Origin of the sequence: Burkholderia sp. Bmkn7 (assembly GCF_041103175.1) — a bacterium.
GTDB classification, from domain to species: Bacteria; Pseudomonadota; Gammaproteobacteria; order Burkholderiales; family Burkholderiaceae; genus Burkholderia; species Burkholderia cepacia.
In genome coordinates, this window is sequence record NZ_JBGCUH010000002.1 from 2,880,362 (window position 1) to 2,897,040 (window position 16,679).

Consider the following 16,679-nt stretch of genomic DNA (forward strand, 5'->3'; position numbering starts at 1 on the left):
TCGCTTCCTGCGTGCCATGGACATATGTGCGTCGGAAGCGGAATCGTTGCGCGCACATTTCGTCGCGCCATGGACTGCACTATAGGGAAACTTGCGAAACGTATCTGTCAACCATTGTCAGACACGTTGCATCGGCACGTCGCACGCGCGCGCCGCTTTCGCGCTAAAGTGGTTCCCGACCATCACTCCCGGCCGCCCCTCCGATGATTACGCTCTCGCCCGCCGCCGCCCGCGCCCTGCATCTCGCCGCGCAGGGCCTGCTGACACCGCCCCGCCGCAAGGCGACCAAAGCCGACGTGCTCGACACGATCCGCCGGATGGCGCAGCTGCAGATCGATACCATCCACGTCGTCGCGCGCAGCCCGTATCTCGTGCTGTTCAGCCGTCTCGGCGATTTCTCGCCGCAGTGGCTCGACGAACATCTCGCCGAGGCGCGGCTGTTCGAATACTGGTCGCACGAAGCATGCTTCCTGCCGGTCGAGCAGTTCGGCCTGATGCGCTACAAGATGCTCGATCCGTCGGGGATGGGCTGGAAATATGCGGCCGACTGGCACGAGCAGAATCGTCCGGAGATCGAACGGCTGCTTGCGCGGATTCGCGAGGAAGGCCCGGTGCGGTCGGCCGATTTCGCGCGAGAGGATGGCGTGAAGGGCAACGGCTGGTGGGATCGCAAGCCCGAGAAGCGCCACCTGGAAGTGCTGTTCACGACGGGCGACCTGATGGTGTCGGAACGCCGCAATTTCCAGCGCGTGTACGACGTGCGCGAGCGCGTGCTGCCCGGCTGGGACGACACGCGCGACCTCCCGCCGCGCGAAGCCGTGCTGCCCGCGCTGCTCGACTACACGTGCCGTGCACTCGGCGTCGTGCGCGCGGACTGGGTGGCCGACTACTATCGGCTGCCGCGCCGCTCGTACCGCGCGGAGCTCGAGCAGCTCGCCGACGCGGGCGACCTGATCCCGGTGGCGATCGACGACTGGAAGGAGCCGGCCTACGTGCATCGCTCGCTTGAAGCGTTGCTGCCGGCCGCCGAGGCCGACACGCTGCGCTCGACGGTCACGACGCTGCTGTCGCCGTTCGACCCGGTCGTATGGGACCGGCGGCGTGCGTCGACGCTATTCGGTTTCGACTACACGATCGAATGCTATACGCCCGAGCACAAGCGGCGTTATGGCTATTTCTGCCTGCCGGTGCTGCATCGCGGCCGGCTGGTCGGGCGCGTCGACGCGAAGGCGCATCGCACGCTCCGCACGTTCGAACTGAAGGCCGTGCATGTCGAGCCGGGCGTGCGGTTCGGCACGGGGCTCGCCGCCGATGTCGCGAAGGCGGTGAAGAAACTCGCGGCGTGGCACGGCACGCCGGAAGTCACGACCCGGCACGCACCGCCGGAACTGGTGAAGGCGCTGGCCGCCGACTGATACCCGCGCATTCGGCTCGACATTCGGCTCGCGCAGCCGGCCCGCAAGGCCGGCTTACGCGGCCGGCCGATGATCAGTCGCGCAGCTTGCGGAAACGCGGCGTGCCGTCTTCGAGGTTCCCGTTGAACATCGCTTCCGGGCGCACCCACAGCCCGCGCGCATGCGGCCACAGGTGTTCGTACACGACCACCGATTCCTCGGTTTCGGAATGGCGGGCAACGCCGATGTAGCGATACAGCCCGCCCTTGTAATGGCGATGCGTCGCGAGCTGTTCGGCTTCCTGTTCGGTCATGATCGGTTTCTCTTCGGCAAAAACGGAAAGCGCGTATTGTATGCGCTGCGCCGCGCGTCAGCGTTTCGCGTAGATGTCCGGGCGGCGGATCTCCATCACCCGCTCGGGGTTCGCGCACGCCCCGAAGCCGACCGGCCGGTACAGCTCGTGCGCATCGGACGTCACGAGCATGATGCGGCGCAGGCCCTGCACCATCTCCTGCGCGAACACGTGGTCGATCAGCGCGCGGCCGTAGCCGTTGCCGCGTTCGGCCGGCAGCACGAACACGTCGCACAGGTACGCGAACGTCGCGTGATCGGTCACGAGGCGCGCGAAGCCGACGAGCCGGTCGCCGATATACGCGCCAAAGCACAGGGAACCCTCGATCGCCTTCTCCACCACGTCGCGTGGAATACCCTGCGACCAGTACGCGTCGCGATGCAGGAAGTCGAAGATCGCGTCGACGTCGAGTTCGCGCTTGTCGGTGGAAAATCTCAGCGTGGCGGGGGTGGCAGCAGGCACGTCGGTCTCCGGTCGGGGTGGTGGAAAGCGAAGTGTCGACGATACCGCGCGGCGCGGCGGGGGACAAGGTACAGTGCCGATCATCCGGACGACGCGAAGACGCTGCTCGACCCTCTCGTTTCGCCGCGGGCGCAACCGACCGCACGGGCGACGGGCCGCGATTCGGTGACAATGTCGTCTGCCCGATAACCTGCCACGCCGCTTCATGCCCTACCGCCTCATCGCCTTCGACTTCGACGGCACGCTCGCCGATTCGCTCGACAGTTTTCTCGCGGCGCTGTCGGAAGCGTCGCGCATGCACGGCTTTCGCGACGCCACGCCCGAGCTGCGTCCGGCACTGCGCGGGATGTCGGCGCGCGACATCATTCGCGCGCTCGACGTGCCGATGTGGAAAGTGCCGCGCGTGACGATCGACATGCGTCGCCTGATGCGGCCGCGCGTCGCGCAAGTGGCGTTGTTCCCCGGCGTCGGCGAAACGTTCGACGCGCTCGCCGCGCGCGGCATCCGCATCGCGATCGCCACGTCGAATACCGAGGAGATCGTGCGCGACCGGCTCGGCCCGCACGCCAGCAGCCGGGTCGAACATTTCGCGTGCGGCATTCCGCTGTTCGGCAAGGCACGTCGCCTGCGCGCACTCGTTCATGAAGCCGGCCTGCGCAACGACGAAGTGCTGTACGTGGGCGATGAAATCCGCGACGCCGACGCGGCACGACGCGCGCGCATCGCATTCCAGGGGGTCGCGTGGGGCTACACCGCGCCCGACGCGTTGCAGGCACATTGCGCGACGCCGTTGCTGCCGCGTCTCGACGCATTGCTCGACCGCGTGTGACACGTTCGCGCGCATCGCGATGCCGGCCAGCGTCGACGCTCGACGCGCGTCACCGCGGCATGTCGATGACTGGCGGATGACACCCACGTGCATTCCGCACGCCGCATGCGCGCAAAAATTGCCGCCGCCACGCACGCGACAGGTACGCAATACCTGCCGGCATGCGTGCTCATCGATTCGTCTTACCAACCGTTACACAAACCACAGCGCGGTAGCACCTGCTACCGGATCGCCCTCCTAGAATCAGTCGGGCCGGGAAACACTTCGACCGGCGCCGCGGCAGAGCGGCGGTCGAATCCGGCCCGGGCGCGCCCGGTCTCTCGCACAGCGACGGATCACCCGATCCGTTTTTCAACCAGAGCCCCGATTGAAAGGAGGTCCCATGAACCGCTTTCCCAACGTCTCGCGCCTTGCCTTGTCTGCCGCTGGCCTGCTTCTCGTCGCCGTGACGGCGACCGCGCAAACTGCACAACCGGCACCGGCCGCGCCGGCCGCCGCCACCGCGACGCGCATCCACGAAGCCGACCAGGCATTCATCACGGACGGCACGAAAACGGTGTCGACGCAGCACGATGCGGCGCGCATCGCCGATTCGCGCACGTCGGACAGCCAGGTCAAGGCGTTCGCGCAACGCGTGTCGGCCGACGATGAAAAGATCATCCAGGCGATGCGCGCAGCCAGCCCGCGCGGCGTCGACGTGCCCGCCAACGACCCCGACACGGCCGTGCTGAACAGCATCAAGACCCTGCGCGGCGCCGAGTTCGACAAGGCGTACATCGAGCAGGTCGCGCTCGCCGGCCAGCAGAAGACCATCTCGGCCTTCCAGGCCGAAATCGCATCGGGCCGCGACACGAAGCTGAAGGAAGTTGCACGCCAGTCGCTGCCGATCCTGCAGAAGCATTACGCCGACGCGCAGAAGCTCGCGGAGCGCCACCACCTCGCATCGGCGCAGTAACGCGCCGCCGCGCCGCGCATCGTGCGCGGCGCACGGCTTTTTCCCCTGCCGCCGCGTCGCCGCCCCCCTCCCGCGACGCGACGCACGCCAGGCGTCTTACGCGACACGTTACGTCGCAAGCTTCGCCATCAACCGCGCCCTCACCTCCGGCCATTCGTCGTCGATGATGCTGAAGCGCACCGAATTGCGCTTGCGGCCATCCGGCATGATCCGTTCGTGCCGCACGATGCCTTCCTGCTTCGCACCGAGCCGCAGGATCGCCGCGCGCGATTTCTCGTTCAGCTCGTCGGTCGTGAACTGCACGCGCACGCATTGCAGCACGTCGAACGCATAACCCAGCAGCAGCCATTTCGCTTCGGTGTTCGCACGCGTGCGCTGCGCCGATTCGCTCAACCACGTATGGCCGATCTCGAGCTTGCGGTTCTTGCGATCGATCTTCCAGAAACGCGTGCTGCCGATCGCGCGGCCCGACGCGCGATCGACGATCGTGAACGGCATCACGGTGCCGGCCGAACGCCCCTGCAATGCCGTGTCGATATACGCGTCGATCGTGTCCGGGCCCGGTACGACCGTGACCTTCAGGTTCCACAACCGGCCGTCCGCGGCAGCGTCCAGCAGCGCCTGCCGATCGGATCGTTCGAGCGGCCGCAGTTCAACGCGTTCGCTGGTGAGAATCGGTTGTTCGAGGGAAGCGGAAGCATCGGTCATGAGCGGTTCCGGAAAAGACGAAAAAACGGCGATGGCGGCGAAACGCCCATCATACGGCCGCGTCAGCCGAGGATCGCGGCCAGCCGGCGGCGGATCGCCTTCGCCTCGCCGCGCAGCGCATCGGTGAACGCATCGACGAGCAGGCTTTTCGGCCGGTGCTCGGGCACGATCACGCTGACGCGGTACGGAAACGACCTGGTGAGCGGCCGCACGTGCAGGTCGCGCCCGACGAAATCGAGCGCGGTCAACGGATTGACGATCGCGACGCCGAGCCCCTGCCGCACGAACGCGCACACCGACACGGCCGACGGCGTGTCGACGACCGAGCGTGGCGCCACGCCGAGCTGCGCAAACGCCTCGTCGATCAGGATGCGGTACGGATCGTTCAGCGACAGGCTCACGAACGGGCGATCGGCGAGATCCGGCAGATCGATCGCATCCTGCGCGAGCAGCGGATGGCCGTCGGGCAGCACGCATACTTCGTCGACTTCGAGCAACGGCGTGAGCACGGTGCCGGCCGGCGCGACGTCGTGCTCGGTCAGCCCGAGGTCGTAACGTTGCGCGGTGAGCCACTCTTCGAGCATCGGCGATTCCTGCGTTTCGACCGACAGGCTGACGCCCGCATGGGCGTCGCGAAACCGGCGCGCCGCGCCGGGGAGAATCGCGTGCGAGAACGCCGGCAGCGCGATCACCGACAGTTGACCGTCGCGAAACTCGCGCAGGCGCGCGGCCGTGGCCGCGACGCGTTCAAGCCCCACATACGCGAGCCGCACGTCGTCGAACAGCGTGAGCGCGGCCATCGTCGGCCGCAACCGGCCGTGCGCGCGCTCGAACAGCGCGAAGCCGACGACCTGCTCCATGCGCGCGAGCTCGCGGCTGATCGTCGGTTGCGACGTATAGAGCATCTCGGCCGCGCGCGTCGTGCTGCCGGTGACCATCAGCGCGCGAAAGACCTCGATATGGCGGTGCGTGAGCATGATCGTCTATATCAAATGTGAATCGAATTTCGATAAATAGGCATTTTACTGCATAGATAAACAGGCGCATCATTCACGTCATCCGTTCATTCGACCCGATTCATCCGCCATGTCCCTCGATTCCCGCCAGCTCGCGACGCTCGCGCAGCAATACGGCACCCCGCTGTGGGTGTACGACGCCGACGTCATCCGCGACCGCATCGCCCAACTGCGTCAGTTCGACGTGATCCGCTATGCGCAGAAGGCGAATTCGAACGTCCATATCCTGAAGCTGATGCGCGACGAAGGCGCGTGCGTCGACGCCGTGTCGCTCGGCGAGATCGAGCGCAGCCTCGCGGCCGGGTTCAGCCCGGCCGGCGAGCCGGAAGGCGTCGTGTTCACGGCCGACCTGATCGACCGTCCGACGCTCGCGGCGGTGCTGAAGCACGGCGTGACCGTGAACGCCGGTTCGCTCGACATGCTCGCGCGCATCGGCGAGCACGCGCCCGGCCACCGCGTGTGGCTGCGCGTCAACCCCGGTTTCGGCCACGGCCACAGCAACAAGACCAACACCGGCGGCCCGCAGAGCAAGCACGGCATCTGGATCGACGACGTGCCGCGCGCGATCGAGATCGTGCGCCAGTACGGGCTGAAGCTGGTCGGCATCCACATGCATATCGGGTCGGGCGTCGATTACGGCCACCTGTCGCAGGTATGCGATGCGATGGTCGACCTCGTCACGTCGCTCGGCCATGACATCGACGCGATCTCGGCCGGCGGCGGCCTGTCGATCCCGTATCGCGACGGCGAGCCGCGCGTCGACGTCGGTCACTACTTCAGCCAGTGGGACGCCGCGCGCAAGCGGATCGAACGGCATCTCGGCCACCCGGTGCGCATCGAGATCGAACCGGGCCGCTTCCTCGTCGCCGAAGCCGGCACGCTCGTCACCGAAGTGCAGGCCGTCAACCGCCGGCCGAAGCACGATTTCGTGCTGATCGACGCGGGTTTCAACGACCTGATGCGCCCGTCGATGTACGGCAGCTACCACGCGGTGTCGGTGCACGCGCACGATGGCGCGCTGCCGGCCGGACGGCCGCTGGTCGAGCTCGCGATCGCGGGGCCGCTGTGCGAATCGGGCGACGTGTTCACGCAGGACGCGGGCGGCGTGGTCACGCACCGCAAGCTGCCGCAGCCGCAGATCGGCGACTTGCTGTTCCTGCACGACGCGGGCGCGTACGGCGCGTCGATGTCCTCGAACTACAACAGCCGGCCGCTCGCGCCGGAAGTGCTCGTCGATCGGGGCACGCCGCGGCTGATCCGCCGCCGGCAGACGATCGACGAATTGCTCGCGCTCGAAACGTTCGAGTAAGGCCGGCACGATGGAACGGGGTGCGCGGCCTGCGCACCTCGCCCCCTCACCTCACCGTCACGCGCACGTCGGCGCCCGCCGCACGCCACGCCTTCAGCAACGCCGCGCGTCGCCGCGGATAGCGCACGTCCAGCCGTTCGAGCGCGACGATGCGATCCGTCCGGAAATGCCGGAAATCGTTCCGGCCTTCGCACCACGCCGCCAGGATGCGCACGTCATTGAAATAGCCGAGCGCGAATGGCCACACGATCCGTTCGCCGCCCGTTTTCCGGCCCTCGTCCGCGTAGCGGATCCTGACCTTGCTTTCGGTACGGATCGCCGTGCGCACGACACCCATGTCGACGGTTTCCCGATCGACGATCGTGCGCGGGCCGACGAGCAGCGTCGTGCATTCCATCTCGCGGCGCAGCTCGGCGGGCAACACCGCGGAGATCTTCGCGAGCGCATCGGACGCAGCCGTCGTGAGCTGCGCATCGGCGAACTTCCCGACCCACCGAAAACCGAGCATCAGCGCTTCCAGTTCCGTTTGCGAGAACATCAGCGGCGGCAGCATGAACCCGGCACGCAGCACATAACCGACACCGGGCTCGCCGTCGATGTCCGCGCCCTGCGCCTGCAGCGACGCGATATCGCGATAGACCGTACGGAGGCTGACGCCGAGTTCCCCGGCCAGCACGCGGCCGCTCACCGGGCGGCGGTGGCGCCGCAGCACCTGCAGCAGCGCGAGCAATCGTTCGGCACGCGTCATCGTTCCATGCTGCCATTTTCTGACAGCATCCGTTCATAGAATGGGACGCATCTTAATCGATCCCGGGACGGCCCCGCATGACCTCTCCGAATCTCGTTCTCCTGTATGTCGACGACCCGACGCGCAGCGCGCAGTTCTACGCGCGCCTGTTCGGGCGCCCGCCCGTCGCCGCGTTTCCCACCTATGCGGCATTCACGTTCGACAACGGGTTGCACCTGGGCCTGTGGTCGACCCGCGCGCGCGATTTCGTGTCGGGCGGCGCCGGCCACCGCTCGGAGCTGGCATTCATGGTCGACGACGACCACGAGGTGCGGCGCCTGTACGAAGCGTGGAAGGCGCTCGGCGTGACGTTCGAGCAGGCGCCGATGACGGCCGTGTTCGGCCTGACGTTCGTCGCGCTCGACCCGGACGGCCACCGCTTGCGCGTGTGTACCCCGGACGATTGAGCGCGAACGGGCGCGACCCGCGGCGGGTCGCGCCCGTTCCCTCTACCAGGCGCGCGCGTCAGCCCGCGCGCTGCACGGGTGCCACTTTCGAGAAGTATTTCGCGCCCGCCACGCAGCCGACCACGACGACCGTCACGACGACCATCGACGGCGGCACCGTCTCGTGCAGCAGCCCGGCCGCCAGCAGCAGGCCGAAGAACGGCTGCAGCAGCTGCAACTGGCCGACGCTCGCGATCCCGCCGAGCGCGAGCCCGCGATACCAGAACACGAAGCCGATCAGCATGCTGAACAACGACACGTACGCGAGCCCCCACAGTGCGGCGGCATCGACGCCGTCGAACGACGCGGGCGAGGTGAGCCACGTGAGCGGCAACATCAGCGGCAGCGACAGCACGAGCGCCCACGAGATCACCTGCCACCCGCCGAGCTGGCGCGACAGGCGCGCGCCTTCCGCGTAGCCCAGCCCGCATGCGACGATCGCGGCCAGCATCAGCGCATCGCCGATCACCGACGCCTGGCCGCCGTTGCGCAACGCAAACGCAGCCACCGCACCGCTGCCGACGATCGAGAAGATCCAGAACGGCAGCCGCGGCCGCTCGCCGCCGCGCCACACGCCGAACAGCGCGGTCGCGAGCGGCAGCAGCCCGACGAACACGATCGCGTGCGCGGACGTCACATGTTTCAGCGCGAGCGCCGTCAGCAACGGAAAACCGACGACGACCCCGAGCGCGACGATGGCCAGCGACACGGCCTCGGCGCGGGTCGGCCGCCGCTGCTTCAGCACGACGAGCAGCAGCAGGCCGAGCGCGCCGGCGATCGTCGCGCGCGCGAACGTGAGGAACAGCGGGTCGAGCCCCTGCACCGCGATACGCGTCGCGGGCAGCGAGCCGCTGAAGATGATCACGCCCAGCAGGCCGCTGAGCCATCCGTCGGTCGTCTTTTGCACGGGAAATCCTGAACGGGGAAAGTGGATCACCGATGATCCGCCGCCCGTGAAAAGCGCGTAAGCTACAGCCCAATACAATTCCGACAAACTGTACTGGACAACCGTCCGTACAGTTCATTCTTCGCCATGAGCCATTCCGCGCCGCTTTCCGTTCCGCCCGCGCCGTCGCGCACGCGCGTGGAAACCGTGATGGACACCTTGCGCGCGCGGATCGCGAGCCGCGCGCTGATGCCCGGTGCGCGCGTCCCGTCGATCCGGATGATGGCCGACGGGCTGGGCGTGTCGAAATCGACCGTCGTCGATGCATACGAGCGGCTCGCGAGCGAAGGCGTGCTCGTCGCGCGGCGCGGCTCGGGCTTCTACGTGTCGGGGCACGCGCCGCCGCTCGCGCTCGCCGATCTCGGCCCGCGTCTCGATCGCGAGCTCGATCCGCTGTGGCTGTCGCGCCAGTCGCTCGAGGCCGCGCCGACGACCGTGAAGCCCGGCTGCGGATGGCTGCCGCCGTCGTGGCTGCCGGACGAGAGCCTGCGCCGCGCGCTGCGCGCCGTGTCGCGCGACGAATCCGACGCGCTGACCGATTACGCGACGCCGCTCGGCCTGCCCGCGCTGCGCCAGCAGCTCGCCTGGCGGCTCGCGCAGCACGGCGTCCACGCGGAACCCGCGCAGATCATGCTGACCGACGGCGGCACGCATGCGCTCGACCTCGTGTGCCGCCTGCTGCTGGAGCCGGGCGACACGGTCGTGCTCGACGATCCGTGCTACTTCAACTTCCAGGCGCTGCTGCGCGCGCATCGCGCGCGGATCGTCAGCGTCCCGTACACGCCGAACGGCCCCGATCTCGCGCGCTTCGAGCAGGTGCTGGCCGAGCACCGGCCGCGCCTGTACATCACCAACGCGGCGCTGCACAACCCGACCGGCGCGACGCTCGCGCCGCCCGTCGCACACCGCCTGCTGACGCTCGCGGCCGAGCACGGCCTGCTGATCGTCGAGGACGACATCTTCGCGGATTTCGAGAGCACGCCCGCGCCGCGCCTCGCGGCCTTCGACGGGCTGTCGCGCGTCGTGTCGATCGGCAGCTTCTCGAAGACGCTGTCGGCCGCGGTCCGCTGCGGCTACGTCGCCGCGCGCCCGGAATGGATCGAGGCGCTCGTCGACCTGAAGCTCGCGACATCGTTCGGCCATGCGCAGATCGGCGCGAACGTCGTGCACCGGCTGCTCGTCGACGGCACGTACCGGCGCCATCTCGACAGCCTGCGCGCGCGTCTCGCGGATGCAATGGGCGAGACGATCCGGCGCCTCGCACGCGCGGGCCTCGGGATCTGGACGGAGCCGCGCGGCGGCCTGTTCGTGTGGGCGGAGTTGCCCGACGGGCTCGACGCCGCGCGTGTCGCACGCCATGCGCTCGATCACGATGTGGTGCTCGCGCCGGGCAACGTGTTCAGCGCGTCGCACGGCGCGACCTCGTTCATGCGCTTCAACGTGTCGCGCTGCAAGGGGCCGGCGGTGTTCGACGCGCTGGCGCGGGCGATGGAGGCGGTGCGGGCGGAGGACACGGCGGGGCGCGCGCTCGCCCGCGAATCGTGACGGCAGGCGAGCGCGCTCGATGGTTTCGATGAAGGCGACATCAATTCCGTGCCGGCGCCTGCGAACGTGCTGACCGGAGACGTCGACGCGGACGCCGTGCCGTGCACGCCCGTCGCCCACGCCGCCCGAACGCTAACGACGCGGCGGGATACCCCGCCGCCCGCGTCACACCTCCCCTGCGTGCGCCCTCGCCCGCACCTCGGCAAACGACGTATCGACGAGCAGGCGCCCCGTATCGAACACCGTCTCGAGCGCTTCTTCCCACTCGCCTTCCAGCATCCGGTCGTCCCACGCAACCGGCAGCGTCGTCGTCCGATACTCGCCGGTTCGAACATTGCGCAGCAGCGTGAGCCGCCCTTTCTTCGAGCGCTTGCCCTGATCGGTTACCGGATCCTTGCGAACGTCGTGCCACTCGCCGCAGCGCCGGATCGCCGAGCACTTCATCGCAAAGCGCTGCGTATCGCGGTTCACCTGCTGCAGCAGCGCGCCACCCATGCCGAACACCACATTGCCGGCCGCGTAACCCGCTTCGTCGAGCGCGGAAAGGATCGCTTCGATCGACAGCTCGTCGACACCATCGCCCTGGATCACGCGCACGCGGTTCAGCACGCGCCGCCCCTTGCCGTTCACGGTCGAGCCGAACGACGCGTCCAGCGCACGCACGGTCTGCAGCACGATCTTCACGGGGTCGCCCGAATCGGGACGCACGACCAGCGTCGCGCCCGACTCGAGCACGGCCTGCCGAAGCTCGCCGCCCCACAGGTCGAGTGCGGCGAACAGATCGTAGGAGTCCGACACGACCGACACGATCGCGCCGGGCAAGCCGAAGCGCGCAATCATGTTCCGGTACGCGTCGGCCTCGCCTTCGCGCCCCCACGACGTGATCGTGCTGTGCTCCGCCGCCGGCACCGAGTACGCGGCCATCGGCTCGCGATAGAAGCGGTTCGCGGCCACCACGCCGAGCACCGTGTCCGAACCCATGAAGTTCACGAGGTGCGCCGCGCCGCCGATCGCGGCCGACTCCGCGCTCGACACGCCGCGCGCGCCGAAGTCGTGCAGCTTGAACGGCAGTTGCGCGAGATCGTCGTCGGTCTTTTCGAGGAAGCGGCGGATCGTCTGCCGCAGGTGCCAGCTGCGCGTCGCGACCGTCACCGGATACCAGACGCGCAGCAGCATCGTCTCGAGATACGACGCGAGCCAGAACACCTGCGGGTCGTCGCATTCGACCGTCATCAGCACGTTGTGCACCGGCACGACCGAACCCTCCGGCACCGCACGGATCTTCACCGGCAGATAACCGTCGTAGCGTTCGACGATATGACGCCAGCCTGCTTCGTTGAACGGCTCGCCGTGCACCGTGAAGAAATCGCGCGCGTCGTCGATCATCGCGCGCGTGATCGGCTTGCACAGATATTCCTTCAGCAACATCTGCAGTCCGAAGAACACCGTGCGGTCGTAACGGCCGCCACGCGATTCGACGTACGAGAACATCGCCTGCGCGTCGGGCGGATATTGCAGGAAGTGGGAAGCCTTGTACGAATCCGTGTTGAGGATCGGATTGGCGAGAACCGCGGCAAAGCCGCCGGGAACGTTTTGCATGGCTAGAGCTCCTCTAGGCCGTTGAAGTGCCGCCGCGTCTGTCGCGGCGGACCGGAATGCGGGGAATCAGCGGATCAAAGCTTCCCCAGGAAGTGATACGCGATGTCGAAGTGATCCTCGAACATCACGTTGCGCATCTGCGCGAATTCGTTCAGCGGCACCCAGCGCGCCTTGTCGGCGTCGTCGCTGCCCTTCACGCGCGGCAGTTCGCCGGTCGGGAAATTGAACAGGCACGCGTGCGTGATCGTGCGGCCGCGCAACGAGCGCGTCGGGTGATCGAACACCTGGCGATCCTTGATCGAGCCGCGCAGCACGGGCTCCGGCAGCTTCAGGCCGGTCTCCTCGCGCAGCTCGCGGATGCAGGCCGCGTCGAGCCGCTCGTCCTGGTTCACGAACCCGCCCGGCAGCGCCCACAGGCCGCGGCCCGGTTCGCTGCGGCGGCGCACCAGCAGGATATGGCCCGAGTGCACGACCACCGCGTCGACCGTCACGAACGTGACCGGATACGGGGCGGCCGCCCACGCCTTGCGATACGCGGCGATGAATTCGGCTTCCGACTTCAGTTGCGCGAATTCCGGCTGCGTGCGGAAACGCTCGAGCCAGCCGAACACGGGTTCCGGCACGGCCCATTGCACGAAGCTGTTGGGGCGTTCGGCGAAATACTGGTCGCGGATCTCGGTGGCGGAAATGTCTTCCGTCGCGTCGACGTCGACGAGTTCCCATTGCGGGAACATCCGCAGGTAATACGACGTGGCGTCCTTCTCGTGGCCGATCAGCCCGACCTTGCGCTGCGCGACGTCGCCGAGCGCGGACGCGACGGCGTCCTGCACCCAGCGCACCCAGTCGCCGTCGTTGTAGGTCGAATCCTGCAACGGCGCGATCGTCACGCGGTCGCGCTCGGACGCGTCGAGCAGCGAAGCCAGCATCTGGCGGCGCTCGTCGAACGAGAATGGATCCTTGATGGTGCGGGGCTTGTCGGTCGACCCGATCAGCACGCACACGCGCTCGGCCCGGCTCAGTGCCGACTTCAGCACGTTCAGGTGACCACGATGCGGAGGCTGGAAACGACCAATGAAAACGAGCGCGTCGAAGCGCCGGTTCTGTTGCGTACTCATGAGGCTCCCTCAAGAGATTGAAACGCTTCGGGTCTTTCCCGAAGGGTTGGTGTGAATCGTAGGGGAAATCCCGGAGGTCGTCAATCGAGCCCTTGCTCGACTTGACGAAGTATGAAGAAATGCCGTGAATCGGCGGGTTACACTCGAATCCATCCCAATCCGCGCCATTGCACCCGCCATCATGAGGATCTCAGTCAGCCGGACCGTCGGCGTCGATCGCAGGCGCCTCTTCACGTGGTCGCAGGATTACGCGCGGCGGCTCGTGTGGGACAGCTTCCTCACCGATGCCTATCTGCTCGACGGCACGACGGCCGACGTCGGCGTCGACGCGTTCTGCCGCAGCCAGTCGGGCGCGACGATGGTGTCGCGCTACATCTCGTACCGGCCGCCGCAGGTCGCGGCGGTCGAAATGGTCGACGGCCCGAAAGTGCTCGAACGCTTCAGCGGCAGCTGGAACTTCACCGAGCGCACGCCCGGCACGACCGAGGTGAAATTCACGTACCACTTCCGCGCCCAGCCGGCCTGGCTGCGCTGGCTGCTCGAACCGCTGATCGGCGCGTTCTATCTCGTGCAGACGCGCCGGCGTCTCGACTCGTTCAAGCGCTGGGCCGAAGCGGAAGCGCTGCCGCACTGACCGGCGAGCGCGGGCCGCACGGTCCGGCGTGTCTGCGCCCCCGCCTGCCGGATGCATTCGAACGCGCCGCCGCCTCACCGCCACGCATTCACCTCACATTTGCCAGATTCGCCGAACCCGAGGAAACTACGGGCGGCCGTCACCCTGACGGCGCGCCCCGACCGAGAGAACGGGGCCCCCTCCCTGAAACGGCTTCGACACGAACATAATCCGATGAGCCTGATATCCCGATTCTTTGGCCGCAAGGAAGTACCCGAAAACCCCGTCGCGCTGGCCGCGGCACCCGACGTCGAGAATCCGCTGAGCGTGACGGTCGTCTTCGACGGCCCGCTGCAGGTCGATATCGCCGCGCTGACGGCCGCACTGCGCGCGTACCACCCGAGCATGAAGCAGGCGCGCGTCGAAACCGAGCCGACGCTCTCGCAGGTGTTCGGGCTCGCCGGCTGGGGCAACCACGTCGTCCGGCTCGTCGGCTTCGATGCGCCCTATCCGTCCGACGCGCTGGAAGCGTGCGTCGCGCCCGCCCACTACGGGCAGGACCTGAAACAGCAGGTGCGCGCGAGCCGCAGCCACGTGATCCTCTACTACGCGGGGCACGAGGCGAATCCGCTCGACCAGTACGTCGCCCTGGCGGCCGTCGCCGGCGCGCTGGCCGAACAGAACGGCCTCGCGGTGCTGAACGAGCATGCGCACACGTCGCTGCCGGCGGGCGTTTTCAACGCGAAGGAACTCGGCGACGAAAGCCTCGACGTGCTGCGAAATATCCCGCTGAACCTGTTCTTCTGCGGCTTCGTGAAATACGAGGTCGAAGGCGTCCAGGGCGTGTGGATGCGCACCTATGGCGCCGACGTGTTCGGCCTGCCGGATTTCGCCGCGCTCGCGGAAGGTCATCACGAAGGCGAACGCTATTCGGGCATCTTCAACAGCGTGATGCATTACCTGCTCGAAAGCGGCGCGCGCATGCATGCGGGCGAAACGATGCAGGTCGGCGCGGAAACGTTCATGAAGCTGCGTGAACCGCTCGAGCACGAGTACTACCTGCAGGGGCCGGCGCCGGTGCTGGTGGCCGAGCTGATCTCGGCGGACGAAATCAATCGCTGATTTCGCCCCGTCGTATCCCGCTGCATGGCGCACGAGTTCAACGCTTCGCGAACCGCGTGCGCCATTGCGTCACCTGACGGCGGCGTGACAGCCGCCGTTCGAACCCGTTGAGGAGCCGTCCGTGTTCGGCATCCGCCCTGGTCTCGCGCTGGCCGCCATCGGCCTCTCGTTGTCGGCCCATGCCGACGGCATCCAATGCGCACGTGCGACGACGCGCGCCGAGCAGCTGATCTGCGCCGACGAGGCACTCATGTCGGCCGACAGCGCATTGTCGAACGCGTACTACGATGCAGTCGGCATCGCCGCCGACCAGCAGGCCGTGATCCGGTCGCAACGCGCATGGCTCAAGCAGCGCGATGCCTGCGCCGACGCCGCCTGCATCGCCGCCGCATACCGCGACCGCACGGCGGCGCTGAAGCAGGTGAAACACGCGGGCTGGAAAACCTATCGCGACCCTGCGCTCGGCATCTCGTTCGAATACCTCGCGAACCGGCAGGTGAAAAAGCCGTGCCCGGAAGGCGGCAGCGACCATTGCGTCGCGATCGTCGGCCGCAACATGACCTATAGCAGCAGGTTCATCTCGTTCGAGATCGTCGACGGCGCGCTGGAGCCGGTCGCGGAAAAGGAAGCGGGATTCGTGAAGCAGGATGACGGCAAATGGGTGACATCGTACGGCCCCGGCATCCCGCAGGAAGTCGAGCGCATCTCCGGTCCCGGCTGGCACGGCATGAGCGCGACGATCATGTGCCGCATCAGCGATCCGAAAACCGGCTTTTACTCGGCAGCCGGCGAATGCTACTGGGCCGTACTGAGCAACGGCCAGCGCTCGGCCGTCGCGGGGACGCAGGGCTTCGTCGGCACCGACGACGCGACGCTGCACAGTGTGTCGACGTTCCGGTTCGATCGTTAGCGGCCGGTGCGTCACGGTGTCCGGCCTCCCGGATACGACTCGCCGAGCAGCGATGCGTCATCGCGATGACGCCCCGGCGGCATGTCGCCCACGTTGGCCATGACGAAATCACCTTTTCCGCCCCGATTCGCGACGGCCGCGGCACCCGCCGTGCCGCCCGGCGCACCTTCGCACTAACGGGCGCCGTCGCGGCGCAACGGGAACGTCTGCGCACCGGCGTCGCGGCGCAACGTCACCTCCATGCCGGTCAGCCATCCTGACGATTTCAGGATCGGGCGCGCCACCGCATACAACCGGTCGGCGCTGGCGCCGTACAGGTACAGATACCCGTCGTTGCCGTCGCGATGCAGTTCGGTCTCGCCCAGTTCGCCGGCCCCGGCCCGCTTCACCGCGCGATCCAGCCGTTGCTCGAGCGCATGAAGGCGCGCCGTGTCCTTCTCGTCGTAATCGAAGTGCACCATCACGACCGGACTCGGCGCCTTCGGCTGCACATCGGCGGCAGCGTGGCCGGCAAGCAGTGCCCAGCCGAGCAACGCGGAGAATCGAATGTGGTTCTGCATATCGGCAACGA

General features: G+C 67.5%; 18 protein-coding genes. 9 read left to right on the forward strand and 9 right to left on the reverse strand.

The features are described from left to right. Positions 1-203 precede the first annotated feature (203 nt). Positions 204-1,415: a winged helix-turn-helix domain-containing protein gene (locus AB3K92_RS18870; protein ID WP_369465615.1), complete on the forward strand. Its 1,212-nt coding sequence runs from the start codon at positions 204-206 to the stop codon at positions 1,413-1,415. A gap of 73 nt (positions 1,416-1,488) precedes the next feature. Here AB3K92_RS18870 and AB3K92_RS18875 read toward each other — a convergent pair whose 3' ends face one another. Both AB3K92_RS18875 and AB3K92_RS18880 read right to left on the reverse strand, forming a co-directional pair. Then, positions 1,489-1,707 (reverse strand): DUF1653 domain-containing protein, encoded by a 219-nt coding sequence (locus tag AB3K92_RS18875; protein ID WP_006480837.1) that lies wholly within the window; start codon positions 1,705-1,707, stop codon positions 1,489-1,491. A 57-nt stretch (positions 1,708-1,764) separates the two neighbouring features. After that, positions 1,765-2,208, reverse strand: a complete 444-nt coding sequence (locus AB3K92_RS18880) for a GNAT family N-acetyltransferase (protein WP_021162985.1) — start codon at positions 2,206-2,208, stop codon at positions 1,765-1,767. Between the two features lie 205 nt (positions 2,209-2,413). Between AB3K92_RS18880 and AB3K92_RS18885 the strand changes: the two genes are divergently transcribed. Both AB3K92_RS18885 and AB3K92_RS18890 read left to right on the forward strand, forming a co-directional pair. Then, positions 2,414-3,037 (forward strand): HAD hydrolase-like protein, encoded by a 624-nt coding sequence (locus AB3K92_RS18885; protein ID WP_059587015.1) that lies wholly within the window; start codon positions 2,414-2,416, stop codon positions 3,035-3,037. A 382-nt stretch (positions 3,038-3,419) separates the two neighbouring features. Next, positions 3,420-3,992: a DUF4142 domain-containing protein gene (locus tag AB3K92_RS18890; protein ID WP_369465616.1), complete on the forward strand. Its 573-nt coding sequence runs from the start codon at positions 3,420-3,422 to the stop codon at positions 3,990-3,992. Positions 3,993-4,100: 108 nt separating this feature from the next. Here the strand turns inward: AB3K92_RS18890 and AB3K92_RS18895 are convergent, their stop codons facing one another. Then, positions 4,101-4,700: a GNAT family N-acetyltransferase gene (locus AB3K92_RS18895; protein WP_369465617.1), complete on the reverse strand. Its 600-nt coding sequence runs from the start codon at positions 4,698-4,700 to the stop codon at positions 4,101-4,103. A gap of 62 nt (positions 4,701-4,762) precedes the next feature. Continuing rightward, on the reverse strand, positions 4,763-5,677 hold the full coding sequence (locus tag AB3K92_RS18900; RefSeq protein WP_021162990.1) for a LysR family transcriptional regulator: 915 nt from the start codon (positions 5,675-5,677) through the stop codon (positions 4,763-4,765). A 109-nt stretch (positions 5,678-5,786) separates the two neighbouring features. Here AB3K92_RS18900 and lysA point away from each other — a divergent pair, with 109 nt between their 5' ends. Then, positions 5,787-7,025 carry a diaminopimelate decarboxylase gene (gene lysA / locus AB3K92_RS18905; RefSeq protein ID WP_059650188.1) on the forward strand — a complete coding sequence of 413 codons (1,239 nt, stop codon included), beginning with the start codon at positions 5,787-5,789 and terminating at the stop codon, positions 7,023-7,025. A 46-nt stretch (positions 7,026-7,071) separates the two neighbouring features. Here lysA and AB3K92_RS18910 read toward each other — a convergent pair whose 3' ends face one another. Continuing rightward, complete coding sequence (locus AB3K92_RS18910; RefSeq protein ID WP_059485457.1) at positions 7,072-7,773, reverse strand: YafY family protein; 702 nt, start codon at positions 7,771-7,773, stop codon at positions 7,072-7,074. A gap of 77 nt (positions 7,774-7,850) precedes the next feature. Between AB3K92_RS18910 and AB3K92_RS18915 the strand changes: the two genes are divergently transcribed. Further along, complete coding sequence (locus tag AB3K92_RS18915; RefSeq protein ID WP_021162992.1) at positions 7,851-8,219, forward strand: VOC family protein; 369 nt, start codon at positions 7,851-7,853, stop codon at positions 8,217-8,219. A 58-nt stretch (positions 8,220-8,277) separates the two neighbouring features. On the opposite strand, the gene AB3K92_RS18920 is transcribed toward AB3K92_RS18915, so the two are convergent. Continuing rightward, positions 8,278-9,165, reverse strand: a complete 888-nt coding sequence (locus AB3K92_RS18920; protein WP_021162993.1) for a DMT family transporter — start codon at positions 9,163-9,165, stop codon at positions 8,278-8,280. A 126-nt stretch (positions 9,166-9,291) separates the two neighbouring features. Here AB3K92_RS18920 and AB3K92_RS18925 point away from each other — a divergent pair, with 126 nt between their 5' ends. Further along, the gene (locus AB3K92_RS18925) at positions 9,292-10,749 is read left to right on the forward strand and encodes a PLP-dependent aminotransferase family protein (RefSeq protein WP_021162994.1); all 1,458 of its coding nucleotides are present in this window, start codon (positions 9,292-9,294) and stop codon (positions 10,747-10,749) included. A 165-nt stretch (positions 10,750-10,914) separates the two neighbouring features. On the opposite strand, the gene AB3K92_RS18930 is transcribed toward AB3K92_RS18925, so the two are convergent. Continuing rightward, entirely contained in the window at positions 10,915-12,348 is a 1,434-nt protein-coding gene (locus AB3K92_RS18930) for a nicotinate phosphoribosyltransferase (RefSeq protein ID WP_369465618.1), read from the reverse strand. A 74-nt stretch (positions 12,349-12,422) separates the two neighbouring features. Continuing rightward, positions 12,423-13,463 carry a bifunctional nicotinamide-nucleotide adenylyltransferase/Nudix hydroxylase gene (locus AB3K92_RS18935; RefSeq protein ID WP_021162996.1) on the reverse strand — a complete coding sequence of 347 codons (1,041 nt, stop codon included), beginning with the start codon at positions 13,461-13,463 and terminating at the stop codon, positions 12,423-12,425. A 181-nt stretch (positions 13,464-13,644) separates the two neighbouring features. Here AB3K92_RS18935 and AB3K92_RS18940 point away from each other — a divergent pair, with 181 nt between their 5' ends. The 3 genes from AB3K92_RS18940 to AB3K92_RS18950 all read left to right on the forward strand — a co-directional run bounded on the left by AB3K92_RS18940 (position 13,645) and on the right by AB3K92_RS18950 (position 16,108). After that, complete coding sequence (locus AB3K92_RS18940) at positions 13,645-14,097, forward strand: type II toxin-antitoxin system RatA family toxin (RefSeq protein ID WP_021162997.1); 453 nt, start codon at positions 13,645-13,647, stop codon at positions 14,095-14,097. A 213-nt stretch (positions 14,098-14,310) separates the two neighbouring features. Next, positions 14,311-15,198 carry a DUF4261 domain-containing protein gene (locus tag AB3K92_RS18945; RefSeq protein ID WP_059619322.1) on the forward strand — a complete coding sequence of 296 codons (888 nt, stop codon included), beginning with the start codon at positions 14,311-14,313 and terminating at the stop codon, positions 15,196-15,198. 121 nt (positions 15,199-15,319) lie between these two features. Continuing rightward, a complete protein-coding gene (locus tag AB3K92_RS18950) occupies positions 15,320-16,108 on the forward strand; it encodes a lysozyme inhibitor LprI family protein (RefSeq protein WP_321898880.1) in 789 nt (262 codons plus the stop codon). Between the two features lie 173 nt (positions 16,109-16,281). Here AB3K92_RS18950 and AB3K92_RS18955 read toward each other — a convergent pair whose 3' ends face one another. Continuing rightward, positions 16,282-16,668: a hypothetical protein gene (locus AB3K92_RS18955; protein WP_059587004.1), complete on the reverse strand. Its 387-nt coding sequence runs from the start codon at positions 16,666-16,668 to the stop codon at positions 16,282-16,284. Positions 16,669-16,679: the final 11 nt, after the last annotated feature.